We start from the raw sequence: 26,565 nt of genomic DNA, 5'->3' as shown, positions 1-26,565 counted from the left end.
CTGTTGGCGTTATCCGGATAGGCCAAACAGTGTAGCGGAAAGCATCAGCGGCATGACAAGGATATGGCAATGGCAAGAATAAAGATGGCAAGAATAAAGATGGCAAGAATAAAGATGGCAAGGATAGAGGTGGCAAGGATAAAGACATCCGTTGCGAACAGCGGATATATTGGCAGTCACTGTTGGTGCCAGCGAATCAGCCGGGGCTGTGTCTTGCTGGCTGGTGTCTTGCTGGCAAGCTGACGCTGCACCGGGGCAGCCGAATCAGGCTGATTACTCAGCCTGTTCCTGCACCAGATACTGCTCGGTTTTAAGGTATTCCACCCCGTATTGCGCCATCAGCCGGGTCATGTCACCACTGTTGATCATTGCTGTCACCACGTCTTCCAGCGCATACCCCAGCGCCCGATGATCGTTTTTGACTGCCATACCCACTTCCCAATAACGACTCACCAGATTCGGCATTGGTATATCGGCCAGTTGGTAACGCTCGGCCTGACTGTCACCCAGCTGTTGCATGCCCCACTCCAGCTGCGACTTCATGCCCATAACGCCGGCAACCTCTCCTTCTTTCAGGGCAGCAATGGCGTCAGCGGTGGTCGTGAAGTGCACCACGTTATTACGGACTTTGCCGCGAAAGGCGCTGGTCAGGTAGAAATCCGGCAGTGAGTCTATTTCGACACCCACCTTGTCGTACATAAAGGTGGCCAGGTTTTCGATCGTTGCCAGTTGCTGGCGATCGATCAACAGTTCCCAGCGTTCCCGCTGATAAGGGGCAAAGAAATGCACCAGATCGTTGATGACTCGCCCATCCGGGTCGACCTTGAAGGCAAATTCACGGTCGTACGGTGCCCGCAGCATCACATCCGCGACGTCACGCCGTAACATGGGTTCGTCTTCGATCCGGGCCAGATAATGGCCTTTCCAGACATGGTTACGCAGGTCGTCATCCAGATTTTCATCCGGGATCATCCAGTGCAGATGCAGCTTGACGCCCAGCCCTTTGGCCAGTGCCCGTGCAATCTCCACGTCAAACCCCATGGCCTTGCCGTCCACTTCCCAGGAGTACGGCGGGAAATCACGATATACCGCCACACTGAGTTCACCGCTCTCTTGCACATCTTCCAGAGAGCGGGCACTGGCATTGCTACTCGCTAACACCCATGCCAGCAGCAAAACCCGCCACCAGGCGGGTTTCAGCAGCATACCGGATGCTTTCGCCGTCAGGGAAAACAAGGGATTACTCGTCTGCAGGACGGGTTTCGAGCCATGCCCGGATGGCCCAGAGACCTTCCTGACTGAGGAAGTCGGCCATTTTCGGCATATATGGCACGCCATTACGCACCGCGCCGTTACGTACCCGATAAACGAACCATTCATCGCCATCAAGGCCTGGCTCCAGCATCCGCAGATCCGGTGCAATACCGCCGGAAATGGCATCAAGACCATGACAACGGGCACAGTTCTGAGCGTATGCCGATGCGCCAATTTCGATAGCGCGTGGATTACCACGGTATGGGTTTTCTTCGCGCCATTCGTCGCCAAGCTTCTCAAGACCACTGACGTCAATCGCCTGAGGTGTCACATCTCCGTGCGCCCAGACAGTACCCGACGCTGCCATAAAACCAGCTAATGCGATGCCATGAAGGACAGAACTGAATTTTTTCATTATGAGTACCCGTTTGTTATTTTCTTTGAGCTTATTCTAGGTACGAGTAAAAACGGGCCACAGAACACTTTGGTAGCCGATTTTCAGTACCTTGGTACTAGGAGGGTATTGCCAATAACGGCGGTCTTCAGGGGGAGGCGGCTGGCACTGGGTTGCCATTCATCATAAAATCAGAAGGGAAAGGTGCTGCAATCATCACCGGATAACCACCGACACGACCCGGTAAAATCCAACCGTGGCCGCTATCTGACGGCGTTATAACAGCCTCTGGGGTAAAACCGGGTTCCATTCCGGCAATAACGGCCGCGGCATGGCAACAGTACCCGCGCTGCATCACATAGTACGAGAGGCGTAAATGTTGGGTACTTAATGCCTATACCTGTCTCTTGTCGGGTTGCGTAATCTCGTTGAAATAACAGTCCCGCCGATAACAATCAGGCTTTATCCGGGCTTTATTACCATAACAACAATAATCATTTTGCAACGGCGGGATACTATGACAAACGCCCGATTTCATCAGACTTATGCCTTTTGCCTCTCTCTTTGGTCAATCTGCTCAACCGGCTTGACCTGCCTAACATCGGGGCAAAGGTCTGCCCCCACAGGATTACCAACCTTGCTGCTCAGTTGCTGGCTGCTGTCCGTCACCACGATGGTCAACGCCGCGACTCCGGCAGCCGATACCCAATCCATCCAGATTGGTTATCTTGAATTGCAGCACGAGACCCCACCGCTGCTTTCCAATGTTTTGCCCGACCCGCAAGACAATGCCCTGCAAGGGGCGTTGTTGGGTATCAGCGATAACAACGCCGGAGGCCGCTTTCTTGGTCTCGCCTACTCTCTGGAGCAGGCCCGCAGCTATGATGAGGCTGAACTCCTGGCCGCACTCCATCGCTTTCAGCAACAGGGCATCCAGTTGTTGCTGGTGAACGCTCCGGCCCAGACCCTGACAACGATGGCCAACCAGTACCCCGAGCTGCTGTTTTTTAATGTGGGGAGTTACGACGATTCATTACGTCTCAACCAGTGTGTGGCCAATGTGCTGCACACTTTGCCCAGCCGCGCCATGCTCACCGATGCCATGGCCCAGTGGCTGATCAGGAAGAAACTGAAAAAATGGTTGCTGATCAGCGGCACTCGTCCGGAAGACAAGGATTACGCCAATGCTGTCCGGCGCTCAGCCAAACGTTTTGGGGGCAAAATTGTCGCCGCAAAAGACTGGACCTTTGATTCTGACCTGCGTCGGTCTGCCCAAACCGAGGTGCCACTATTTACCCAGACCAAAGAGTACGATGCGGTTGTGGTGGCCGATGAAGTTGGCGATTTTGGCGAATTCCTGCTTTATAACACCTGGTACCCACGTCCTGTCACCGGAACCCAGGGGCTGAAGCCCGTGGGCTGGCATCGTGTTATTGAACAATGGGGAGCGGCACAGCTGCAAAGTCGCTTTGACCGGCAAGCCAGCCGCTGGATGACCGACAAGGATTATGCTGCCTGGGCTGCCATTCGTTCCATTGGCGAATCCCTGTCCCATCAGATTCCTTATTCCGCCACTGATATTCGTAGCCATTTGCTCAGTAGCCGGTTTGAACTGGCGGGCTTCAAGGGCCGCAAGCTGACCTACCGGCACTGGAATGGCCAGCTGCGCCAACCGATTGCGCTGGTGCATCCACGGGCGCTGGTATCCCAGTCGCCGCAGGAAGGTTATCTGCACCCTTATACCGAACTTGACACCCTGGGTTTTGACCAGCCCGAGAGCCAGTGCCGACTGGTCGATCAAGCTGATTAAACCGGCCGCCACTATCTGCACCTGCCCAAATCCGAGGAGCCACAGGATGAATTCCCCTTTTAAACAGCTGTTAGTCTCTGCAGCACTGATCACCCCATTATTGCTGCCGGTCAGCGCCCAGGCGGCGCTGGCTTATGTTTCCAACGAGAAAGACAATTCGCTTTCCATTATTGATCTGGACAGTTTTGCCGTGGTCGACACCATCGAGGTCGGCCAGCGCCCCCGTGGTATCACCTTTAACCATGACTATTCGTTGCTGTATATCTGTGCCAGTGACGATGACACCGTGCAGGTGATGGACGTTGCCACACAACGTATCGTCGCCAGTCTGCCTTCCGGTGAAGACCCGGAGCAGTTTGCCCTTCACCCCGATGGCGACCGCTTGTATATCTCCAACGAAGACAGTGCTCTGGTGACTGTGGTGAACCCGTTAACCCATCTGGTCACCGGCCAGATTGATGTTGGTGTTGAGCCGGAGGGCATGGCCGTCAGCCCGGATGGCAAGCTGGTGGTCAATACCTCCGAAACCACCAGCATGCTGCACTGGATCGATACCAGTACCAACCAACTGATACACAATACCAAGGTCGACCAGCGCCCCCGTTATGTCCAGTTCAGCAAGGATGGCAACCGCCTCTGGGCCAGTGCCGAGATTGGTGGCACGGTATCGGTGATCGATGTTGCCAGTAAGGAAGAGCTCCACAAGATCCGCTTCAATATCCGCGGGATTCATCGTGACAAGGTGCAGCCCGTTGGCGTCAAGCTGACCTCTGACGGCCGTTATGCCTTTGTTGCCCTCGGCCCGGCCAATCATGTCGCGGTGGTGGATGCCAACACCTGGGAAGTGCTCGACTATTTGCTGGTCGGCCGCCGGGTCTGGCATATGGCACTGACGCCCGATGAAAAATTCCTGCTCACGACCAACGGTATCAGTGGCGATGTCTCGGTGATTGATATCGAACGGATGAAGGTCACCAAATCCATCAAGGTAGGACGCTACCCCTGGGGGCTGGCCATCAAGCCAGACTGAGTTATGACGCATTCATCACAGCCGTTAGTGGAAGTCGATCAGCTGGGGCACTGCTACCCCGGCAAACAAGCACTGAAGCAGGTGTCGTTCAATCTTCAGGCCGGTCAGTTTCATGCTCTGCTCGGCCCCAACGGCGCGGGTAAAAGTACGCTGTTTGCGCTGATCAGCCGCTTGTTTCAGGTGCAACAGGGTGACATCCGGGTGAATGGCCACAGCTTGCGTCATGCCCCGGCTGCCCTGCTGGGTAATATTGGTATGGTGTTCCAGCAAAGTACTCTCGATCTCGATCTTAGCGTCGAACAGAATCTCGACTACCACGGCTGCCTGCACGGCCTGTCGACGCGCTTGCGCCAGCAGCGTATCGAGGAAGAGCTGGCCCGGGTGGAATTACTCGATGCCCGGCACAAAAAAGTCCGGGCGCTAAACGGCGGCCATCGCCGCCGGGTGGAAATCGCCCGAGCGCTCCTGCATCACCCCAGTTTGCTGTTACTGGACGAAGCCACGGTTGGCCTCGACCCGCACACCCGCGCCAGTCTCAATCGCCATGTCCGTTCGCTGTGTGAACAGCGGCAGGTCACCGTGCTGTGGGCCACCCATCTGATTGAAGAAATCTTGCCCATCGATCCCGTCACGCTGCTGCATCAGGGCAGTGTACTGGCCAGTACCTCGGCCCATGCCCTGTGCCAGCAAACCGGTACGACCTCCCTGGTGGAGGCTTTTGAGCAGCTGACTTCCCGCCCACCGCCAACGGATGGAGCCAACCTATGAGCCTGGCCAGTTACTGGTATGCCTTTAGTGGCATTCTCAAACGTGAAAGCTTGCGTTTTATTCATCAGCGCAGTCGCTTTTTCAGTTCATTGGTGCGGCCATTGTTGTGGCTGGCGGTTTTTGCCGCCGGTTTTCGGGCGGCGCTAGGGATTTCCATTATCGAGCCTTACGACACCTACATCACGTATGAGGTGTATATCGTCCCCGGACTGGTGGCGATGATTTTGCTGTTTAATGCCATGCAAAGCTCGCTGTCGATGGTATATGACCGTGAAATGGGCAGTATGCGGGTGTTGTTGATGAGCCCGCTGCCCCGCTGGTATTTGCTACTCAGCAAGCTGGTTGCCAGCACTCTGGTCGCCATTCCACAGGTATATGCCTTTCTTGCGATTGCCTGGTTATTCGACGTTGAAGTGCCACAGGTTGGTCTGTTGTGGGTTGCTCCCGCGGTTATACTGACCGGTGTATTACTCGGGGCCATCGGGCTGTTTATATCCAGCTTTATCCGCCAGCTGGAGAATTTTGCCGGAGTGATGAATTTTGTTATTTTCCCGATGTTTTTTATGTCGTCGGCTTTATACCCGCTCTGGAAAATGCAGGAATCCAGTGAATGGCTTTATTGGCTGTGCCGCATAAATCCTTTCTCTTTTTGTGTCGAGCTGATTCGCCATGCGCTGTACGGTAAATTGAACGCTGACGCGCTGTTGGTGGTCAGTGGCTGCCTGATGGTATTTACCTTGCTGGCGGTGCTGACGTTTAACCCGGAACGCGGTCAGATCGGCAAACCCAACCAGCGCTGATCAATACAGACCAACATCTGTCAGTCAGTACCGGATTAATCATGCATCATGCCCTGTCATGCCTGTGACAGGGTCATACGGGTAATCTTGCGCCTCTTCGCGGCACAGCCTCTGTATGCCGTTACCTGCTGTTCTATCAGCCCTCATATCCTTCTTTGTCACAACCGCTCTCACAATCCCTTCACAATCCCTTCACAATCCCTGTCACGACCTCTCTCACAACCGCTTCACAACCGCTCTCACGACCCGCCAGCTTGCTCCAGCTGACTTGCTCCAGTCGGCTTGCAGGCCCGGTGATAATCTCCCTGTATCAAACCTGGTCCTGCTGTATCACTTCCTGCTGTATCGCTGCTCTGGCTCTGTCGGCTCTGTCGGCTCTGTCACCCGACGCCCGGAGTCCAGTAGATACTGGTCGTGGCGATTCAGGTGAACACTGCGGGTAAGAATTGAATAACAGGCACCCAGACCGATAATCAGGCATTACGGTTATAAACAGCTCATAAAAACAACTGCCATATTATAAAACCAACGATGCACATGCTGACCATGACGATGGTGTATCACCTTGACCTGCTATTTCCGATGAATAAATCAACGGCTCTTTAACCTGTCCAACGGGTCAGATAAGGTCACCTTTACTTTGGTCGTATTGGTTTCGTCAATCAACGGCAATGCTATTTGCTCCTACCATAAGCAGCCAGCGGGCCGGTCTTTACTGCATATTTTTCATAATTTACATATCCTTGCATTATTCTCACCTCTCAGATTAATGCACCTGAGTGCATATTACTGTTCCACTATTCTGGTTAAAAAATCGACGCAAGTGCAATGAAGCCATTATCCATCCCTGCTACTCACCATGTCGTTGGCGGTTTGTTGCCCCAAAACACTCACGACTTCATGTTTTTTAATACTGCTATCTTGGAACATTGGTGAACTCTGTGCTATACAGTAATCATCAGGAACACCTGAGAGTCTTGCATCTGCTCCTACAGCATAAAAAACCAACAAGGATTGCGTGTTATTGTTTATACACTGCGCATTTCTTTGTTTTTTTCTGTGTCTTTTTGCATGTGCAACATTTTTGGTTTTACCTGCCCATATTCACCATTAAACCATCAGAGGTTTGAATGACCGTATCCATTCTCGAAACTAATATCGATGAGCTGATTGAAGCCGAGCAAAAGAAACTTGCCGAATTAATTCAGGCCAAAGCCGATCAGCAAAAAAAATACGCTGCTCTGAATGACATCGCAGAAGCCTTTCAATCAGCATTAACGCAGCACGGTGTTTCCGAGAAAGAGTATTACCAGTACATTGCATCAGATCTGGAAAACTGGATTAAAAGCAATCCAGAAAGCGCTCTGTATGAATCACTGCAAAAACACTTCACCAAAGCGGCGTTAAAGGTACAGAAGACCTCCAGCCTGCCCCTGCCGAAGCTGAAAGTCGGCAAATACCGCAATCCGGCTACCCAGGAAGTTGTGGAGAAGATCAAACGCTCTCCCAAGCTGCTGGATCAATGGATTGAAGAATACGGGTTTGCTGTTGTAAGAACCTGGAAAGAGTAGTCATAACCATACACAGCCGGTAAACCTGCGGGTTGCCGCTGTGTGTGTTTTACTCTCAACAATAGCAGCAGATGTTGTATCCTCTGCTGCTATTGTCTGTTTTAGTACTTGCCCGGTACTTGTCCGGTACTGGTTGTTGAGCCTGTTATGCTGTCTATGTTGTCTGTTGTCTATGTTGTCTGTTGTTATTCCAGACTATATTAAGCTTATGAGCTGTTGCCAATAACCTTAAATCACAGCACTTAAATCTCAGCGATGGCATCCAGACTTTCTGGCAAGATCTGCCCACCATCCACAACAATTTGCTGGCCGGTGATATACGATGCTTCATCCGAGGCAAAAAACAATGCGGCATTACCAATATCTTCAACCGCGCCCAAGCGTTTAAGCGGAATGGATGATGCCATACTGTTCAAATACTCTTCTCCCAGATCCGCCAATCCTTCCGTCATAATATTGCCCGGCATAACGGCATTCATCGTCGTGTTGTAACGCGCCAGTTCCATCGCTGCGGTTTTCAGAAAACCCAATTGACCCGCTTTTGATGCACCATAATGTGACCAGCCAGGATAACCGGTTATTGGGCCAGTAATGGATGACGTCACAATAACCCGACCTTTCCCCGCTGCTTCGAAGGATGGAATACAGGCTTTTACGCACAGGAATGTACTTTTAAGGTTGGTGTCCATTACCTTGTCCCAATCGTCTGGCTCCAGATCGATCAGTTTGGTCTGTGGGAATATACCGGCATTGGCACACAATATATCAATCTTGCCAAATATATCCGTGGTGGCTGCCACCATTTCCTGTACCGATTGCCAATCGGCTACATCACACTGGCAGAAGGCAGCGATTCCGCCTTCTGCCTCGATTTCAGCAACCGTCCGCTGGGCTTCCTCCTCGCCCCGCGCAGCAATCATTACCTTGGCCCCCTGACGGGCAAAAATCTGCGCAATACCCTTGCCGATACCTTTGGAGCCACCGGTCACGATCACGACTTTGTCTTTGATGGAACTGAACATGATTTTCCCTCGATTTACAGTGAGTTGATACAGCACATCATCTCGGTATACTTTTGCTCTTGCAACATTTTAATTTGCAAGATAAAGATTTTGTCGATCTAATAACCCGACACCTTGGACATTTCCCGTATCAGAGAGCACACCATGACAGGTATTTACGACGATCAGTTTGTTAATCGGCTACAACAGGGCGTACTACAACTGGCGCCGCGCTGGGGTGCCGGAGCAGAGGCCAGCGTGCGCCTGCTCACCTTGTCGGAAAACGCTACCTTTCTGCTGGAGCAACCAGGCAAAGAGCCGTTGGTGATTCGGGTACACCGCCCGGATTATCACTCCCGTGCTGAAATTGCCTCCGAACTGAACTGGATTCAAACCCTGAGAGATAATCAGGTCGTCACGACACCAGCCCTGATACCACTGGATGACGGCTCTTTTATCGCCAGCTTTGATGATCAGGGCCAGACCCGTTACGTCGTTGCCTTTGCCTTTATGCCAGGCACAGAGCCAGATGCCGATGCCAACCTGATTCCCGGTTTTGAACTGCTGGGGGCCACCTCTGCCCGTCTGCATCAGCAAGCCAGTGCCTGGACATTACCACCTGCATTCCAGCGCAAAACCTGGAATTTCGACAGTGCCTTTGGGGCACAACCGCTCTGGGGAGACTGGCGCGCCGCGCCGGGCTTGACGCCGGCAGGTCAAGATACGCTGGAGCGGCTGTGTCAGCGCTTGCAACAACGGCTGGCCAACTATGGAGAAACACCCGACCGCTTCGGGCTGGTACATGCCGATTTGCGGCTGGCCAATCTGCTGGTTAATGACAAGCAGCTGGCGGTTATTGACTTTGATGACTGCGGCTTCAGCTGGTTTATGTACGACTTTGCTGCTGCCATCTCGTTTTATGAAACCTCACCACTGGTACCGGAGCTGCAACAAGCCTGGCTGCGCGGCTACTGTTCCGTACAGCCGTTAGCCGATGAACATATCCAGATGATTCCGGATTTTATTCTGTTTCGTCGTTTGTTACTGACGGCCTGGATCGCCAGCCACCCGGAAACCGAGACCGCTGCCGCTGCCGGACACGAAACCTATACCCAGGGTACCGTCGAACTGGCACAGCAATGGCTGAACCAACAGGAGACCAACCAATGAGCCAGACGGATTCTGCGGTACGCCCGATTCTCGATATGAATGCCTTTGACAGCAGCCAGGCGTCTGCCAACCCCGGTGTTAATCGGCGTTTGAACAATCTGGGAGCGGCTTCGGTACTGTTTTACCGCCAGCCGATTGAAATGGTCTCGGCCCAGGGGTGCTGGATGACGGCCGCTGATGGCCGCCGTTATCTTGATTTTTACAACAATGTGCCCAGTGTCGGCCATAGCCACCCTGCGGTGCTTGAGGCGGTTACCCAACAGCTTTCACGGCTGAATACCAACACCCGCTATCTGGTCGCCGCGGTGGATGATTACCTCGATGCCCTCAAGGCCAGGCTGCCCGGTGATTTATCCAATGTTGTCATGACTTGCTCGGGCAGCGAGGCCAATGACCTCGCCATGCGTGTTGCCCGCAAGGTCAGCGGCGGCAGTGGTTTTATCGTGACCGAAGCGGCTTATCACGGCAATACGGCTCTGGTAACGGAAGTATCCCCGTCGGCTTTTCGCCATGCATCGCTACCCGACCATGTCATAGCGATTGCTCCGCCTTCAACACAAGCATACGGCGACGACATTGCCACCGGTTTTGCCAACGCCGTACGGGATGCAATCCGGACTCTGACACAACGTGGACATCCACCGGCGGCGTTGCTGGTTGATTCAATCTTTTCTTCGGATGGTGTGTTTGCCCAACCTGCCGGTTTTTTACAAGCCGCCGTTGAGGTTATCCACCAGGCCGGGGGCTTGTATATTGCCGATGAAGTGCAGCCGGGTTTTGGCCGCCTTGGTGCTGCCTTCTGGGGCTTTGATTACCATGGCGTCCAGCCAGATCTGGTTACCATGGGCAAACCGATGGGCAATGGCTTTCCGATGGCGGCCATGGCGACTCGACCGGATTATCTGGCAGCTTTCTGTGAGGACACCGGTTACTTCAACACTTTTGGTGGCAACCCGGTAGCGGCGGCGGCGGGACTGGCGGTGTTAAATGTGCTGGATCAGGAGGGGCTGCAACATAATGCCCTGGATACCGGCCACTGGTTGCAGCAGCAGTTAACCCAGCTGGCCAACGGGCACGACCGTATAACGGATGTTCGCGGCAGTGGTTTGTTTATTGGTGTGGATATTGGCAGCGTCGATCATCCCGGCCAGCCGGACCCGACGCACACCGTCCAGATCATTAACCGGATGCGTGATGCCGGTGTACTGATTGGTGCCGCCGGTAAACATGCCTCGACCCTGAAAGTGCGCCCACCCTTGTGCCTGACACGCCCGGAAGCGCAGCAATTTGTCGATGCCCTGGCACTGGCTCTCAGTACCGACTGACAGCGGGCAACCGGCTACGAGCGCCGGACTGGTTTGGCCAGCTGGATATCAACACCACCGCTGGCCAATGCCTGGTCAAGCGGGCCTTGCGGGGCGATATCCGTCACCAGTACGTCAATATCGGCCCACTGTGAAAAACGCGCCGTGGCCATACGGTCAAATTTGGAGTGATCCGCCACAATCATATGGCGGCTGCTCTGCCGCAACATACCGGCATACACTTCGGCAGCATCCATCAGGGCATCGGTTGGCCCTGCCGGAGAAATGCCACTGGCCCCGAGAATGGCCCAGTCGACATTATAATCGAGCAGGAATCTCAACGTCTGGGCACCGTGAACGGCCCCTTCTCCGGCATGATAAACCCCCGGCGCCAATATCACTTCAATGGTCGGATTCAGTGACAAGGCGGTCGCAACGCCAAATGAGTGGGTGATCACGGTGATATTGTTCATCTCAAATGCGATCCGTTTGGCTACCTGTACCGTGGTAGCCCCCGACCCCATCATCAGCACGCTGGCACCTTTTAATAACGGCGCGGCGGCCTTGCCAATAACAGCGCGCTCCTCAACGTTGGCCTTGTGTCGCTCCGACAATGCGGGTTCAGCCGGCTGGCGCAGCAAGGCACCGCCATAGGTACGGCTGATCAGCTGTTGCGCTGCCAGTTCTTCCAGGTCGCGCCGGATCGTTTCGGTGGTTACTCCCAGAGCGCCGGATAACTCACTGACCCGCATTGACGGATTGATCGTCAGCTGGTCAATAATGGCCTTGTGGCGGGTGGTTTTCTTGCGCGACATATGGCGTTCCGTGGTTCAGGCGATCAAAAGTTGATTAACAAACAGCATCAACAAACAATAACAATCAACAAACAGGCACTATTAACAAACAATAACGGCCAACCTCTGGAGGCCGCCACTGCGATCAGAGTGGCCTCACAGCATACAACCCAAGCAGCGTTTGCTGATGAGCCGTGATTATTTCATTTCAAAGCCTTTGGAGAACAAAAAATCTTTCATATGGGGCCGTAGTTTCTGGCTGAACATCGGCCGTAATTGCTCCGACCAGTTGGTGATTTTCTTATTACCGGTACGCTGCTGATAATAGGCTTCCATCGCCGCATCAAATTCAGCTATCTGGGCTTCATCCTGGCTGTCATCGTAATAATCCTGCTTCAGGATACTCGCCAGTGGTAAACGGGGTTTGACTTCCGGGTTCTGGGCCGGATACCCCAAACACACACCAAACACCGGGTAGACATGCGCCGGCAATTTCAATAGCTCGCTCACTTCGGCCGGATTATTACGCAAACCACCGATATAACAGATACCCAACCCTTCAGACTCAGCCGCTACCACCAGATTCTGGGCAATCAATGCTGCGTCCGTTGTGGCAACCAGTAACTGTTCTGTCATACCGGTGACGACTTCGGCCCCGGCTCGCTCTGCCGCTCCGAACGCCCGTTTCATATCGGCGCAAAACACCAGAAACTCAGCACAGCTGGCCACATAGGGCTGGCCACCCGATAACGTCACCAGCTGCTCACGATTGGCGCGATCCACTACCCGCACAATGGCATAGGCCTGTACGTGATTGGAGGTCGCGGCGGCCTGGCCTGCTTCGACCAGCGTCTGCAATAATTCATCACTGATGGGCTGATCGGTAAATTTACGAATGGAACGATGGGACTTGAGTAAATCGATAACCGCGTTCATACAACCTCGTGTCGTGTATTGAATACAAAAAATGGACAAGACAAGTACGCAGTTGAACAAATAACGCCATCATTTGCCAATACTGTTGATATCACTTGCCATCATAAAAATAGCGAGACAGTAGCCAGGCGTCCAGCCAGAAGCCGCAATATACGGCCCTCTGCGCTGTTTGTTAGCGACCGCTGACTACAGACCTTGCGAGTGCTGCAGAATGGCCGCAACAATCTGATCCATGCTACTGGCGTCAATATCCGGGCGACGATAAAACGGATGATAAGGAATGCCGGAGCGGTCGATATAGGCGGCTTGCATACCTGCCGACAAGGCTCCATGGGTATCCCAGTCGTGGGTAGCGACCAGTCGCAAGGACGCGATGGGTTCGGCCAGTTTTTGCGCTGCAAAGTGATATACCGCCGGGTCCGGTTTGAAACTGCCCGTTTCTTCTACCGATATAATCTCATCAAAACAGCTTTCCAGACCGGCGTTTTTTATCTGATTGGCTATCAGGGTTGATGAAGAATTGGAAAAGGCCACGGTGCGAAAACCATGGCTCCGCAGTGTTGCCAGTGCCGGTTTTATATCCGCATGAGGACGCAGGCTGGCGAAACCGGCCAATAGTTTGGCCCGCAGGTCATCGGTCAGGGTAATGCCATAACGCACAGCCACAGAGTCCAGCATCGCGGCGGATAATTCAGCAAAGTTGGTGCTGACTTTGGTAGCGATACACACGTTTGAGGAGTGCAGCAGTAACGAAAACCATAACGGCAAGGCACTCTCGTGGCCAAAGACCTCGGTAAAGCCGGGTTTCAGGGCACTCAGGTCCAATACGGTTTCGTTAATATCAAACAGGATGGTTTTGTTATTCATATTTTCTCACTGGTTATACCACGCTCCAGGCGCAGGAGATGGCCAGGTTTGAGGCGACTGTTTGTCCATCAGATACAGATTATCCGCGGATTCAGACAACCATACCTGGCTGCCTGAATCACTTATCAGCGTCGACTTTTTATGTTATGCCCTTATGCACCGGTATTGTTAACCGTATTTTCGTCTCCGGATAACTTATCCCCGGACACAACCCTGGCTGACTCATTATCCGTACGATCACCATACTGGATACGACTGACCTCCGCCAAATCCAGTAATTCCCGCAGAGCCACGGTCAACATGGCAAATTCCACCACATCAGCGCTTTGTAATTCCGCCAGCATACCTTGCCAGCGACCAAACATCAGAGCCTGCTCACCTTGCCAACGTTGTAACGCCTCCATCAGGGTTTCGTCAGCGGTTTTACTGGCCAGAATGGCAATCGTCAGTGAGCGCTGTTGCCAGTCCAGATCATCGCGCAGGCTTTCTCTGGCCAGAGCTTCCCAATGGCTGTTGGTCGGCAGGGTGTTGATTTGTTGCCCGACCCAGTTGAGTGACAAGTGTTCACCAATATCGAAGTACGCCGCCGCCACTTCCGCAAAGGTGCGGTCGGTTTCGGTGGCGGCTTCAATAATGCCGAGAGCTGAGTACAGATTGATGGCACCTACCGTGTAGCTGGCCAGACTCTGGGGGACACCCCGGTCAACCCGGGCCTGATAGCTGCGTTGCCAGCGCTCCAGGGATGAACCCCGCAATATATCTCCCAGATTGGCAGCAATATCTTCCACCGCTGGCCCAAAAGCGGCCACTTCGTTGGCAATATCAATGGTTGAGCGACGATTTCGCAAGAACCAGCGGGTCGCACGACGTACCAGCCGCATTAATTCCGCCATCATGTCTTCCTGGATATCAGTACCGATTTGATAATCCAGTTCGTTGATCTGCAACCAGTGTTTTTCCAGCGCAAAAATATCCCGGGCGGCAACGTAAGCACGGGCAATATCGGCAATGCTGGCACCGGTAGATTTATGCAGCCGGTGCATAAAGGTGATACCCATATAGTTGACCATATCGTTGGCCAGCTGGGTGGCGATGATTTCCTGGTGCAGGCGATGTCGTCCTAACTGCTCGCCAAAACGTTTGTCCAGCGCCTGTGGAAACGCCGTGGTCAGAATCTCGGCCACATAAGGGTCGGCGTAAATGTCCGGGCAGTTCAGCTGTTCTTTCAGATCGGCCTTGGTATAGGAAATCAGTACCGACAACTCGGGCAAGGTCAGGCCAGAGCCGGAGTTCTTGCGCTCGTTAAGCTGGTCGTCATCGGGCAAAAATTCCAGCGCCCGGTTGAGTTTGCCCTGGCTTTCGTAGGCTTTCATCAGGCGGCTGTATTCGTCCAGCCGGGTCATGCAGTCCTTGTAGGCCAGCGAAATAGCCTGGGTCTGACGGTAATTGTTCGCCAGCACCAGCTCGGCGACATCGTCGGTCAACTCCATAAAAATGGCATTACGCTGCTTGCGGGTGAGGTCGCCGTTATCAAGCACCTCGTTCAGCATGATCTTGATATTCACTTCGTGGTCAGAGCAGTCCACTCCACCAGCGTTATCGATAAAGTCGGTATAGCTGGCTCCCCCCTGTTCGGCAAATTCAATCCGCCCCAGTTGGGTTACTCCCAGGTTGCCACCTTCCCCAATGACCTTGGCGCGTACTTCTTTGCCGTCGATACGCAGGCTGTCATTGGCCTTGTCGCCGACTTCGGAATGGCGTTCGCTACTGGCTTTGATATAGGTACCAATGCCACCATTCCACAGCAGATCCACCGGAGCCTTGAGCAAGACCCGAATCAAATCATTGGGCGCCATACGATCCTGGGTAATGCCAAAGCGCTGTTTCATCGGCAAGGATATGGCAATACTTTTGGCGGAACGCAAAAAGACACCGCCGCCTTTTGAAATCAGCTGGCTGTTGTAGTCCGCCCAGGAAGATCGTGGTAATTCAAACAGACGCTTGCGTTCTGCAAAGCTGGCTTTCGCATCCGGCGTCGGGTCGATAAAAACATGCATATGGTTAAACGCCGCCACCAGGCAAATATGCTCCGATTGCAACATGCCGTTGCCAAATACATCCCCGGCCATATCCCCAATACCAACGACCGTCACATCCTGTTCTTGCACGTTATGGCCACGTTCGCGGAAATGCCGCTGTACTGACACCCAGGCACCCCGGGCGGTGATGCCCATTTTCTTGTGGTCATAACCAATCGAGCCACCAGAGGCAAAGGCATCTCCCATCCAGAAGCCGCGACTGACGGCGATCTCGTTGGCGATATCCGAAAATGTTGCGGTCCCCTTGTCGGCCGCCACCACCAGGTAAGGGTCATTACCATCGTGGCACACAACCCCTTCCGGTGAGCAGGGTTGACCCTCAACCAGGTTGTCGGTGACATCCAGCAGTGCACTGACAAAAATCTTGTAACAGCGGATACCTTCTGCCATAACGGCGTCACGGCCACCGTCCTTGGGCAGCTGCTTGGCAACAAAACCCCCTTTGGCTCCGACCGGCACAATCACGGCATTCTTGACCTGTTGCGCCTTGACCAGTCCCAGCACTTCGGTACGGAAATCATCAATACGATCAGACCAGCGCAAGCCGCCACGAGCCACCTTGCCGCCACGCAGGTGCACCCCTTCTACCACGGGTGAGTAAACAAAAATCTCGAACATCGGCTTCGGCAACGGCATATCACCGATCATGTCCGGGTTCATTTTCAGGGCGATATAGGGCTTGGTCTGGCCGTCGTCATCCAGTTGGAAAAAGTTGGTGCGCAAGGTGGCCTTGATCAGCTCACAGTAACGACGAATGGTGCGATCTTCATTAAGCTGGCGCACGTCATCCAGACTGTCGAGTATTTGCTGTTCAATTCTGCCGGTATCGGTTTCCCGCTGTTCGGCACCGTCCTGATCCAGACCAAAACGGCTATGAAACAGTTTCACCAACAAGGTGCTGAGCGGGATATAACGACACAGGGTTTCGGCAATATAGGATTCCGATATGCCAAAACGAATCTGCTTCATATAACGGGCGTAGGCCCGCAACAAGGCAATATCTTTCCAGTCCATCTGGGCACCCAATACCAGCCGGTTAAAGGCGTCGTTCTCGGAGCGACCTTCCCAGGTAGCACGGAACGAATCCTGAAACAGGTTTTTGACATCGGTAATACTGATGCTGTCGGCCAGGGTATATTGCAGCAAAAAGTTGTGAATCCAGACGACTTCGCCATTCTGGCAAACTATCTCGTACGGGTGTTCACCCAGTACCCGCAACCCCAGGTTTTCCAGTACCGGAATCACATCCGACAGCGGCAGAATCGAACCACGATGAAACAGTTTGAAACGCAAGTGGTCGCCATTTTCTTCCAGCTGACGGTAAAAACTCATCGACAGCTGGCCAGGCTGCTGTTTCAGCAAGGATTCCATATGCTGGATATCGGCCACCGCCGTACGGGCGCCAAAACTTTCCCGATAACCGGCCGGGAAGGCGGTGCGGTAGGTGTGATACTGGCGATTGCCCAGCTCTTCTCCCACCTGTTCAATCAGCGCATCATGCAAATCATCCGGCCACGAGCGCACCACCTGACGGATTTTGCGTGATACCCGGGCATCGTCAAAGCTGTTGTCGCGCTCCGGGTCAAGCCGCAAGGTGTACTGCGCCCGCGCCAGTACCGACTCAGAAAAATAGGTTGTTGATTCAATATCTTGCGGCTCGAATTCGGCCTGCAACACCCCTTCGATCCGTTGCCGCAGTTCGGTGTTGTAAATGTCCCGCGGCACATACACCAGACAGGAAACAAACTTGCTGTAGGTGTCACGACGCAAGTAAACCCGGGTCTGGCGCCGTTCCTGGATATTCAGAATACTGATGGCGGTCTTGTACAGCTGTTCCGCCGATGACTGGAACAACTCATCACGGGGGTACACTTCGAGAATACGATCCAGCTCTTTGCCGCTGTGACTGCCGGCGTCAAATCCCGCCTGCGCCCGTACTTGTGCCAACTTGTTACGAACGATAGGGATATTGTTCGGGCTTTCGATATACACCATGGAGGTATACAGCCCCATAAAACGCACGCCGCCAATGACCTCACCATCGTCGTTATAACGTTTAACCACCACATAATCAGGGTATACCGGACGATGAACACGACTGCGAACGCCGGATTTCATAAAACTGACCGGGCAACGGCCGGTAATAAATTCCTGAATTTCGTCCGACAGGTCGTGCAGCTTCAGCCGCGTCCGGTCGGTCTTGTTGCGAAACAGGAAAGAGCCCAGTCCCTGTTCACTGTCGCGCACCACAAAGCGGTCGTCGCCTTTCTGTTCAAAATGGAATTCATCCGAAGCCAGAAAGGTAAAGTGGCCTTTTTCCAGCCATTGCAGAAAGGCCAGCCCCTCTTCGGCACCCTCCACCTGAACACTGGCCAGGTGGTCGCTCACGACGTGAAGCCGCTGGGTAATGGCAGCAAAGCTGTCGACGCAACAGCGAACTTCTTCCAGCACCGAATGCAGCGATTCGGTCAGGTGTTGCAGCACGGCCTTGTCGGAGTGATGGTCAAACTCAATATAAATAATGGCTTCAGCTACCTTGCCCTGACCCGGCTGGCTCCAGTCGGATTCGGTATTCAGATGGCCATCGCGATCCCGCGTGGCATGCAGCACACAGTACTGGATGGTATGCAGCGACATCTGATGGGCGTTCAGTTGCATCCGCACGGAATCCACCAGAAACGGCATGTCCTGACACACCACTTCCACCACAGTGTGTAACGACTGCCAGCCGTGATTCTCATGATCCGGGTTAAATACCCGTACCTTGACTTCATTGGCTTGCCGCTGCTGAATAAAATGCCAACTCGACAGGGTCGCCCCGTACACATCGGCAATCGGACGCACAAGCCATTCGTCGACCGGTGCGTTAGCGTAATAAATATCGGCAAAACGGCTTAATACCGCGGCCTGGGTGGGTGTATTGCGGTCCATAATCGTGTTGTGCAAGGCAGTCAGCATGGGAACTATCCAATTCGGTCGTCATGTTTGTTTCAGAGTAACATTGCTGACAATTAGTTGCGTGATATCCGTGCTACTAACCATCCGATCGCCGCAGTGATTCTTGCACTGCGCTTGAACTTACTGCATCTGCCCCCATCTGAGCGACAGCGTCATCGACTCTCGCCAGTCATCCATGGCCGCTCTGATTGCTTTGAATCGTAATATGACAGGAATATTCCATGACCCAGCAAGAAGGATTTCAACGTCTTCGTACCACTTTGCAGCGCCAGATTATTGGCCAGCCTCATCTGGTTGACCGTTTGCTGATTGCTCTGCTCAGTGATGGACATCTGTTAGTGGAAGGTGCTCCGGGGCTGGCCAAAACCAAGGCCATCAATGCCCTGGCGCAAAACATGGAAGGCGATTTCAAACGTATCCAGTTCACTCCGGACTTGCTGCCCGGTGATATTACCGGCACCGAAATTTACCGCCCCGAGCACCATAATTTTGAGTTTCAGCCCGGGCCGATTTTCCATAACCTGATTCTGGCCGACGAAATCAACCGCGCACCAGCCAAGGTGCAAAGCGCCTTGCTCGAAGCCATGGCCGAACGGCAAGTAACCGTTGCCGGTGTCACCCGGCCATTACCGGCGCTGTTTTTGGTAATGGCCACCCAGAACCCGATTGAGCAAGAGGGCACCTACCCACTGCCCGAAGCCCAGCTCGACCGTTTTATCATGCATGTCCGGATCGATTACCCGGATGCCGACGCCGAGCTGAAAATCCTGCGGCTGGCCCGTGGCGAAGCCATGGATAACCCAACCGACGCTCTGCCAGCCTTGAGCCAGCAAGATATTCTCAGCGCCCGCCAGGCAGTGTTGTCGTTACATATGAGCGAAGCCGTTGAGCAATATATTGTGCAACTGGTGATGGCCAGCCGGAACCCCGGCCGTTACAACGCCGAGCTGGCCAACTGGATTGAGTACGGCGCCAGTCCCCGTGGCACCATCGCGCTTGAACGCTGCGCCCGCAGTCACGCCTGGTTACAGGGCCGCGATTACGTCAGCCCGGATGATGTCCAGGCAGTCGCCCACGATGTTCTGCATCATCGCCTGATACTGAGCTTTGAAGCTGAAGCCAGCGGCAAAACGACCGATCAGGTGATCGATACGCTGCTGTCCCTGGTTCCCGTGCTCTGACAGGCAGACTCTCATGCGCTATTCCAACGACCCGACCCTGAGCCTGTTTCATCACGGCAGTCAGCTCAACCCTGCCCAGCTGATTCGTCTCAGCCAGCTGGCTCGCCATATCCCGTTAAAAAAACAGCAACGGATACTCAGCAGTCGGGCAGGTAATCATGTATCACGGGTTAAAGGACGTGGCCTCGACTACGCCGAAAACCGCCAGTATCTGCCCGGTGATGATATTCGGGCGATGGACTGGCGCGTCACGGCCCGGACGGGTAGCCCACATATCAAGGTCTATCAGGAAGAAAAAGAACGGCCGGTCCTGCTGGTCACCGACTTGCGAGCCAGCATGAATTTTGGCAGTCGCCGCACGCTGAAACAGTTGTTAGCTGCCGATCTGACGGCCCTGCTGGGCTGGGCTGCCATCGCAGAAGGCAGTCGCCTTGGTGCCCTGCTGTTTAATGATAACGACGAACTCGATCTGCGGCCCAAGCCAGGTCGGCGTCAGCAACTGCACATTATCAACAGTCTGGCGACCCTGTACGACACCCGGCCACCGGGCAGTCATGTTCCAGCTTCAGCCTCGGCGTCACCCCAGCAACGAATCACCGATATGTGCCTGCATTTACGCCGTATCGCCAAGCCCGGCAGCAGTATCTACTTTATCAGTGACTGGCACGGCATGAATGCCGATGCCGAAGCACAGCTGTTCACCCTCAGTCGCCATTGCGACCTGACGGCGATCCAGATTTATGATCCACTTGAAGCCCGTTTGCCAGCCAGTGGCTGGCTGACGCTGACCAATGGCCAGCGCCGTGACCTGATTAACAGCTCCTCACAACGCCAGCAGCACAGCCACCAGCAACGCTTTGAGCAGCAGCAACAGCAATTGCAGCAACATATGCTGCGGCTGCAGATGCCCTTGTTGACCCTGTCAACCGCCGACGAGCCGTTACCGAGCCTGCTGGCCGGGTTGGGTTTAACCAGGGTCACAGGAGGTTAACCATGGCAACCAGCCCTACCCTACCAGCCGCAACCAACCCACTGGCCAGTCCGGTGCCCTCACTGCCACTGGCCGATATTCACTTGCCCGATCCAGTGTCAAGCTGGCCCGCACCGGGATGGTGGCTGCTGGGACTGGTTGTACTGGTCGCCGTCGCGGTAGCTTGCTACGTCGGCTACCAGCAATTATGGCGACCGTACCGGCAGCGGCAAAAACAGCGGGCCATCCAGCAGGCTTTGCAGGCCCGGCTGCAACAGGCCAGAGCCGACTGGCACCAGCATCAACAGGCCGGGCGTTATATTGCCGACCTGCAAACCACACTGAAACTCTGGTGTCGGCATTACGCCCCAGAGGCAATGACGTTACATGGCGCGGCCTGGCTCACTTTTTTACAAGGTCGCCAGGCGGAATCTCTTTTCGACAGCAGCGACAGCCGCTTGCTACAGCACGGGCATTACGCGCCGCTCACTGATATTCGTGACGAACAACTGGACACCTTATTCCAGCATCTGACTCGCTGGCTGGCCAACGCTACAGCCCCGGAAACAGCCCCGCAAACGATTCAGGAAACGACCGCCACTACGACCGCCACGACCACTACCTCTCGTCCCATCCCCCGGCAACAGGAGTCACGCGGATGAACTGGTTTTCACCTGATGCCCTGGCTTCACTGGAATGGTACTGGCCCTGGGCCTTTGTACTGTTGCCGCTGCCATTACTGATCCGCTTCCTGCTCCCGGCCATCAAGCCGGAACAGGCTGCCCTGCGCGTCAGCCAGCTGGATGACTGGACTGGCCAACACAGCAACGATCAACAGCGCCACACCAGTGCCTGGCTGGTTCTGGCGAGTATCAGTCTGATCTGGTGTTTGCTGGTAACGGCCCTGGCGCGACCTTATCAACTGGGTGATGCCGTTGCCCTGCCCACCAGCGGTCGAGACCTGTTATTGGCCGTCGATATTTCCGGCAGCATGCAACGTGAAGACATGGTGATTAATGGTCAGCAGGTTGATCGCCTGAGCGCCGTAAAAAACGTCGTGGAGCAGTTTATCGATCAACGTCAGGGCGACCGGCTGGGTCTGATTCTGTTTGGTTCCAACGCCTACATCCAGACGCCACTGACCTTTGACCGCCAGACCGTACGCCAGTATCTGTTGGAAGCCCAGATTGGCCTCGCCGGTGAGCAAACCGCGATTGGTGATGCCATTGGTCTTGGCATCAAACGCCTGCTCAGTCATCCCGCCGACAGCCGGGTAATGGTGTTGCTGACCGATGGGGCCAATACCGCCGGCGAAATCGAACCATTACGTGCCGCTGCCCTGGCCGCTGACAACCAGGTACGGATCTACACCATTGCCCTGGGAGCCGACTCCATGGTGGTACCCGGCCTGTTTGGTAATCGTCGGGTCAACCCGTCCCGCGATCTGGATGAGCCCACTCTGACCGAGATCGCCCGACAAACCGGCGGGACCTTCTTTCGTGCCCGTAATATCGACGAGCTGAACCAGATTTACGGGCTGATCGACCAACTGGAACCAACCGAAAAAGACCCGGAAATATTCCGGCCACAACGCAGCCTGTACGACCAGCCGCTAGGACTGGCGCTGGTGTTATCGCTGTTACTGGCGCTGGCACGCAGCGTTGATTTTATCGCGCTGCAGCAGCGGCTGCGCCATGCCGGTTCACGAGGTAAATAGCCGTTGTGATGGATTCTAACCTGATGACCAGTTTTCATTTTCTGCGCCCTGAATGGCTTTGGTTGCTGCTACCAGCAGCCCTGTTACTGTGGCAAAACCATCGCCGCCAACTGCAATCCGGCCAGTGGCAAACCCTGATGGACCCACAGCTGCTGGACTATATGGTGGAGCAGCAACCGGCCCAGGGACGCCGCCCCGGACTGATCTGGCTGGCACTGGGATGGTTACTGGCCACTCTGGCCATGGCCGGGCCAAGCTGGGAGAAACTGCCCCAACCCGTGTACAAGAACCAACACATACTGGTGATTCTGCTGGATATGTCGTATTCCATGGCCGCCCAGGATATCAAGCCGTCACGGACTGAACGGGCGTTGCAGAAAATCACCGATATTCTCAACAGCCGCCGGGACGGACAAACCGCCCTGATCACCTACGCCGGTGACGCCCATACCGTCACCCCGGTCACCAACGACAGCGGCACCATTGCCAACCTGCTTCCAGCGCTGTCACCTTTTATCATGCCCAGCCCGGGCAGCCGCCCGGACCGCGCCATCGAGCTGGCACAACAACTGGTGCAAGACAGTGGCTACCAGCGGGCTGACCTGCTGCTGATTACCGACGGTATCCAGCCCAGAGACGTTGACCGCATCCAGCAGGTGCTGGATCAAAGGCATTTCCACCTTGGGGTGATCAGCCTTGGCAGCCCTCAAGGGGCACCGATTCCCCTGCCCTCCGGCGGCTTTTTACAAGACAGCAACGGCAGTATTGTATTGCCGGGTCTGGATACCCGACCACTGGATGCATTACAGCAACAGCTGGGTATTCCCTGGCACGCCATCAGCTTGCTTGACGACGACTGGCAAGCCGTTACACCAGCAGCGGCAACCCCGGATTCCCATACTAACCCTGAAGCGAAACACTCGGACCAGAACAACAGTCTGAACCACAGTCAGAGTCAGCCATCCTTCGACCGCTGGCTGGATGAGGGCTTTTGGTTGCTACTGATCATATTGCCCCTGGCGCTGGCCGGATTTCGCCGAGGAGTATTAAGCAGCTGGTGCCTGGTCTTACTCTTGCCGCTCGGGTTGTTATCATCTCCACCCGGCTATGCGGAAACAACCACCGACAGCAGCGCCAACACTGGCAGTCGCTGGCAAGACTGGTGGTCAACACCGGATCAACAGGGTGCCCGCTTACTGGACACCGACCCGGCCGCCGCGGCCAGCAAGTTTGAAGACCCGGCCTGGCGTGGTACCGCCGCCTATCGAGCCGGTGACTATCAGGCAGCGGTCGACGCTTTTGCCAACGACCCCAGTGCCACCGGCCACTACAATCTGGGCAACGCACTGGCGCAACAGGGTCGCTACGAGGATGCCTTGGCGGCCTACGACAATGCCCTGCAACAACAGCCCGATATGGAGGATGCCCGCAAGAACCGGGAGATAGTTGCACAGGCACTGAAACAGCAGCAGGACCAGCAAGATCAGAAAAGTCAGGATCAGCAGCAAGATCAGGATAATCAGGGACAACAACAAGACCAGCAAAACCAGCAGGGCCAGAATGGTCAGGATCAACCGTCCTCGGACTCGTCCTCAAAGAATGCCGATCAGTCCGGTGAGCCGTCTTCCGAGCCACAGCAATCCAGCGAACAACCCAGCGAGCAATCGCCGTCTGACGCCGATAACGATGGCCAGTCAGATCAGCAACCCGGTCAGGATCAGCAGCCGTCTCAGGAATCATCACCAGAAGACGCCGATGACCAGACCAGCGACGACCAGACCAACAAAGACCAGGCTAACAACGACACACCAGCCAACAACCAGGCACCACAGCGCGCGCTTGGGGATATTCCCAGCGATAGCCTCGAGCACTTGAGCCCAGAAGAACAAGCCAGCCTGCGCCAATGGCTTAACCGGGTGCCCGACCAGCCCGGCCAGCTGCTGCAACGCAAGTTTTTATATCAGTATTCCCAGCAATCCAAAGATCAGCCGCCAGAGGATGTTTTATGGTAAATCAGCGAGAATTCCGGCTGATGGCCCGCCCCGTTGTCGCCCAAGCCCAAGCTAAAGCCACCCCTGCCCACCAAAGGGGCACGGCTCGTTCACTGCACTCGCTATGGCTACTGCTAGCCCTGCTCCTGATCAGCCCGCGCCTGCTGGCCGACAGCTTTACCGCCAGTGTCGATCGCAGCCAGCTGTCGGAACAGGAAACCCTGCAACTGACCCTGACCCACGATCCGCAAATACTCTTTGGTTCCCCCGACCTGAGCGCCATCCGGCAAGACTTTGAGATTGTGCAAGGGCCCAACCGCATGAACAGCATGCGCTCGGTCAATGGCGAAAGCAGCTCTCGCACCGAATGGACCCTGACCCTGATGCCCAAACGTACCGGTGCCCTGACCATTCCGGCGATTGAGTTTAAAGGTGAACGCAGTCAACCTCTGACCATTACGGTCAAGCCGCTGTCCGACAGCGTGCGCGAACAGGCCAGCCAGCAGGCATTTTTCGATATCCAGCTGGACCAGCAACCTGAATATTATGTCCAGGGCCAAATCCTCTACACCGAAAAGCTTTATTACCGCGTTAATCACCGCGATGCCAATCTCAGTGAATTGCAGGTAGAAGATGCTCGGGTCGAGATGCTGGGAGACCCGAAACATTACACCAGCATGATTAATGGTGAACGGGTCGGCGTCTACGAACGGCGTTATGTGATTTATCCAGAAAAAGCGGGCACCCTGGTGATTCCCGGGCAACGTTTTCAGGCTCTGGGAATTGTGCAAAACGGCAACGACCCCTGGGACCGTCAGCGCACCATGATTTCGGCCGTGACCCGGCCACTGGAGCTGGAGATTTCGCCGATTCCTGCCAACTATCCGGCTGCTCCCTGGCTACCCGCCCAACAGCTCAGCCTGACGGAGCAGTTCAGTGCCGACCCGACCCAATGGCAGGTTGGCGAGCCCATTACCCGGACGTTGATTATCCGCACCGAAGGCATGTCGGCCAGCCAGGTGGTATTACCCGATTTACCCCAACCGGCTGGCATGAAGCAGTACCCGGATCAGTCAGAGTATCAGGATACCCCCGGGGAGCACGGCTTCAGTGGCCAGTTCCAGCAAGCCATTGCCATGGTGCCAACAGCAGCAGGGACCGTCGTCCTGCCGGAGATACGTTTGCCATGGTGGAACACTCATACCAATCAACTGGAATACGCCACACTGCCTGCGCGTACCGTGACGGTATCAGCAGACCCGGCCCAGACTGTCCCAGGTGCACCCAGTGGGATGACAGCCAACCAGCCCCCATCCCAGAGCAGTGCAGCCAGCACGACTCTTAATAACAACACCGCTCTCAGCAATACCAACCCGGGCACCACAATGGCCGGTGCTGCCACCACCCAGGGTATGACTACCATCGGCATTATTGGCTGGGTAGTGGCGCTATTACTGCTGTGCAGTCATCTGTTGTTGCTGTACTGGTGGAAATTCCGCTCGCCACAGCCAACCACACAGGCCAACCAAACGGTTAACAGGGATAAAACGCCGGCCGCCAGCTGGGCAACGCTAACACGGGCGTGTAATCAGGGAACCATGGGAGAAATACGCGCCGCGCTACTGAACTGGCTGGCAACAGAGATGGCGAGCAGTGGTATCAGCCGTATCGATCAGCTGGCCAGCCGGGCTGGCGATCCTGAGCTGGTTCGCAGCTTGCAGCAACTGGACGCCAGCTTGTATGCACCGGAAAACGACCGTTCGAACCTGGATGGCAAACAGCTACTGCGCCAGCTGACACACTGGCGTCAACAGCAAGGTCGCACACAGGCTGGTTCCGGTTCATTGCACGACAGTCTGTATCCATCCTGATACAACGTCCTGAGATAACAGCCAAAAATAACGTTCTGGAATAACCAACGATAGATAACGCTAGATAACGATGGCTGTA

20 protein-coding genes are annotated in these 26,565 nt (G+C 54.8%); 13 read left to right on the top strand and 7 right to left on the bottom strand.

Translation table 11 applies throughout. The features are described 5' to 3' along the window. Window positions 1–273: 273 nt before the first annotated feature. Both Q8W32_RS10455 and pedF read right to left on the bottom strand, forming a co-directional pair. Entirely contained in the window at window positions 274–1,206 is a 933-nt protein-coding gene (locus Q8W32_RS10455; RefSeq protein ID WP_305414843.1) for a transporter substrate-binding domain-containing protein, read from the bottom strand. Window positions 1,207–1,240: 34 nt separating this feature from the next. Next, window positions 1,241–1,669, bottom strand: coding sequence for a cytochrome c-550 PedF (gene pedF / locus Q8W32_RS10450; RefSeq protein WP_303434003.1), 429 nt, complete (start codon window positions 1,667–1,669; stop codon window positions 1,241–1,243). A 616-nt stretch (window positions 1,670–2,285) separates the two neighbouring features. On the opposite strand from pedF, the gene Q8W32_RS10445 reads away from it, so the two are divergent. The 5 genes from Q8W32_RS10445 to Q8W32_RS10425 all read left to right on the top strand — a co-directional run bounded on the left by Q8W32_RS10445 (window position 2,286) and on the right by Q8W32_RS10425 (window position 7,627). Continuing rightward, window positions 2,286–3,458 (top strand): ABC transporter substrate-binding protein, encoded by a 1,173-nt coding sequence (locus Q8W32_RS10445; protein WP_305414842.1) that lies wholly within the window; start codon window positions 2,286–2,288, stop codon window positions 3,456–3,458. Between the two features lie 46 nt (window positions 3,459–3,504). Next, window positions 3,505–4,488 (top strand): YVTN family beta-propeller repeat protein, encoded by a 984-nt coding sequence (locus tag Q8W32_RS10440; protein ID WP_305414841.1) that lies wholly within the window; start codon window positions 3,505–3,507, stop codon window positions 4,486–4,488. A gap of 3 nt (window positions 4,489–4,491) precedes the next feature. After that, window positions 4,492–5,256, top strand: a complete 765-nt coding sequence (locus tag Q8W32_RS10435) for an ATP-binding cassette domain-containing protein (RefSeq protein ID WP_305414840.1) — start codon at window positions 4,492–4,494, stop codon at window positions 5,254–5,256. Further along, window positions 5,253–6,056 carry an ABC transporter permease gene (locus Q8W32_RS10430; RefSeq protein WP_370693308.1) on the top strand — a complete coding sequence of 268 codons (804 nt, stop codon included), beginning with the start codon at window positions 5,253–5,255 and terminating at the stop codon, window positions 6,054–6,056. The genes Q8W32_RS10435 and Q8W32_RS10430 overlap by 4 nt, the downstream gene beginning before the upstream one ends. A 1,130-nt stretch (window positions 6,057–7,186) precedes the next feature. Further along, on the top strand, window positions 7,187–7,627 hold the full coding sequence (locus Q8W32_RS10425; protein ID WP_303434007.1) for a hypothetical protein: 441 nt from the start codon (window positions 7,187–7,189) through the stop codon (window positions 7,625–7,627). Between the two features lie 242 nt (window positions 7,628–7,869). Here the strand turns inward: Q8W32_RS10425 and fabG are convergent, their stop codons facing one another. Next, window positions 7,870–8,649 carry a 3-oxoacyl-ACP reductase FabG gene (gene fabG, locus Q8W32_RS10420; RefSeq protein ID WP_305414838.1) on the bottom strand — a complete coding sequence of 260 codons (780 nt, stop codon included), beginning with the start codon at window positions 8,647–8,649 and terminating at the stop codon, window positions 7,870–7,872. A 144-nt stretch (window positions 8,650–8,793) separates the two neighbouring features. Between fabG and Q8W32_RS10415 the strand changes: the two genes are divergently transcribed. Then, window positions 8,794–9,798, top strand: coding sequence for a phosphotransferase enzyme family protein (locus Q8W32_RS10415; RefSeq protein ID WP_303434009.1), 1,005 nt, complete (start codon window positions 8,794–8,796; stop codon window positions 9,796–9,798). Continuing rightward, the gene (locus Q8W32_RS10410; RefSeq protein WP_303434010.1) at window positions 9,795–11,123 is read left to right on the top strand and encodes an aspartate aminotransferase family protein; all 1,329 of its coding nucleotides are present in this window, start codon (window positions 9,795–9,797) and stop codon (window positions 11,121–11,123) included. The genes Q8W32_RS10415 and Q8W32_RS10410 overlap by 4 nt, the downstream gene beginning before the upstream one ends. A gap of 14 nt (window positions 11,124–11,137) precedes the next feature. On the opposite strand, the gene Q8W32_RS10405 is transcribed toward Q8W32_RS10410, so the two are convergent. The 4 genes from Q8W32_RS10405 to Q8W32_RS10390 all read right to left on the bottom strand — a co-directional run bounded on the left by Q8W32_RS10405 (window position 11,138) and on the right by Q8W32_RS10390 (window position 18,756). Beyond that, window positions 11,138–11,917, bottom strand: coding sequence for a DeoR/GlpR family DNA-binding transcription regulator (locus Q8W32_RS10405; protein ID WP_303434011.1), 780 nt, complete (start codon window positions 11,915–11,917; stop codon window positions 11,138–11,140). A 177-nt stretch (window positions 11,918–12,094) separates the two neighbouring features. Next, window positions 12,095–12,832, bottom strand: a complete 738-nt coding sequence (gene nfsA, locus Q8W32_RS10400; RefSeq protein ID WP_303434012.1) for an oxygen-insensitive NADPH nitroreductase — start codon at window positions 12,830–12,832, stop codon at window positions 12,095–12,097. Between the two features lie 186 nt (window positions 12,833–13,018). Beyond that, window positions 13,019–13,699, bottom strand: coding sequence for a haloacid dehalogenase type II (locus Q8W32_RS10395; protein ID WP_305414837.1), 681 nt, complete (start codon window positions 13,697–13,699; stop codon window positions 13,019–13,021). A 152-nt stretch (window positions 13,700–13,851) separates the two neighbouring features. Beyond that, window positions 13,852–18,756, bottom strand: coding sequence for an NAD-glutamate dehydrogenase (locus Q8W32_RS10390; protein WP_305414836.1), 4,905 nt, complete (start codon window positions 18,754–18,756; stop codon window positions 13,852–13,854). 221 nt (window positions 18,757–18,977) lie between these two features. On the opposite strand from Q8W32_RS10390, the gene Q8W32_RS10385 reads away from it, so the two are divergent. The 6 genes from Q8W32_RS10385 to Q8W32_RS10360 are packed head-to-tail and all read left to right on the top strand — an operon-like array spanning window position 18,978 to window position 26,486. Continuing rightward, window positions 18,978–19,937: a MoxR family ATPase gene (locus tag Q8W32_RS10385; protein ID WP_305414835.1), complete on the top strand. Its 960-nt coding sequence runs from the start codon at window positions 18,978–18,980 to the stop codon at window positions 19,935–19,937. Between the two features lie 13 nt (window positions 19,938–19,950). Beyond that, window positions 19,951–20,928 (top strand): DUF58 domain-containing protein, encoded by a 978-nt coding sequence (locus Q8W32_RS10380; RefSeq protein WP_305414834.1) that lies wholly within the window; start codon window positions 19,951–19,953, stop codon window positions 20,926–20,928. A 2-nt stretch (window positions 20,929–20,930) separates the two neighbouring features. After that, window positions 20,931–21,569, top strand: a complete 639-nt coding sequence (locus tag Q8W32_RS10375) for a DUF4381 domain-containing protein (RefSeq protein ID WP_305414833.1) — start codon at window positions 20,931–20,933, stop codon at window positions 21,567–21,569. Beyond that, window positions 21,566–22,624: a VWA domain-containing protein gene (locus tag Q8W32_RS10370; RefSeq protein WP_305414831.1), complete on the top strand. Its 1,059-nt coding sequence runs from the start codon at window positions 21,566–21,568 to the stop codon at window positions 22,622–22,624. Before Q8W32_RS10375 ends, Q8W32_RS10370 begins: the two co-directional genes overlap by 4 nt. A gap of 23 nt (window positions 22,625–22,647) precedes the next feature. Next, on the top strand, window positions 22,648–24,636 hold the full coding sequence (locus Q8W32_RS10365) for a VWA domain-containing protein (RefSeq protein ID WP_305414830.1): 1,989 nt from the start codon (window positions 22,648–22,650) through the stop codon (window positions 24,634–24,636). Then, window positions 24,630–26,486: a BatD family protein gene (locus tag Q8W32_RS10360; protein WP_305414829.1), complete on the top strand. Its 1,857-nt coding sequence runs from the start codon at window positions 24,630–24,632 to the stop codon at window positions 26,484–26,486. Before Q8W32_RS10365 ends, Q8W32_RS10360 begins: the two co-directional genes overlap by 7 nt. Window positions 26,487–26,565 lie beyond the last annotated feature (79 nt).

Origin of the sequence: Oceanobacter sp. 3_MG-2023 (genome assembly GCF_030688925.1) — a bacterium.
Taxonomy (GTDB): domain Bacteria; phylum Pseudomonadota; class Gammaproteobacteria; order Pseudomonadales; family Oceanobacteraceae; genus Oceanobacter.
Note: the sequence above shows the minus strand (reverse complement) of the source record. Positions and strands in the feature narration are given on the sequence as shown.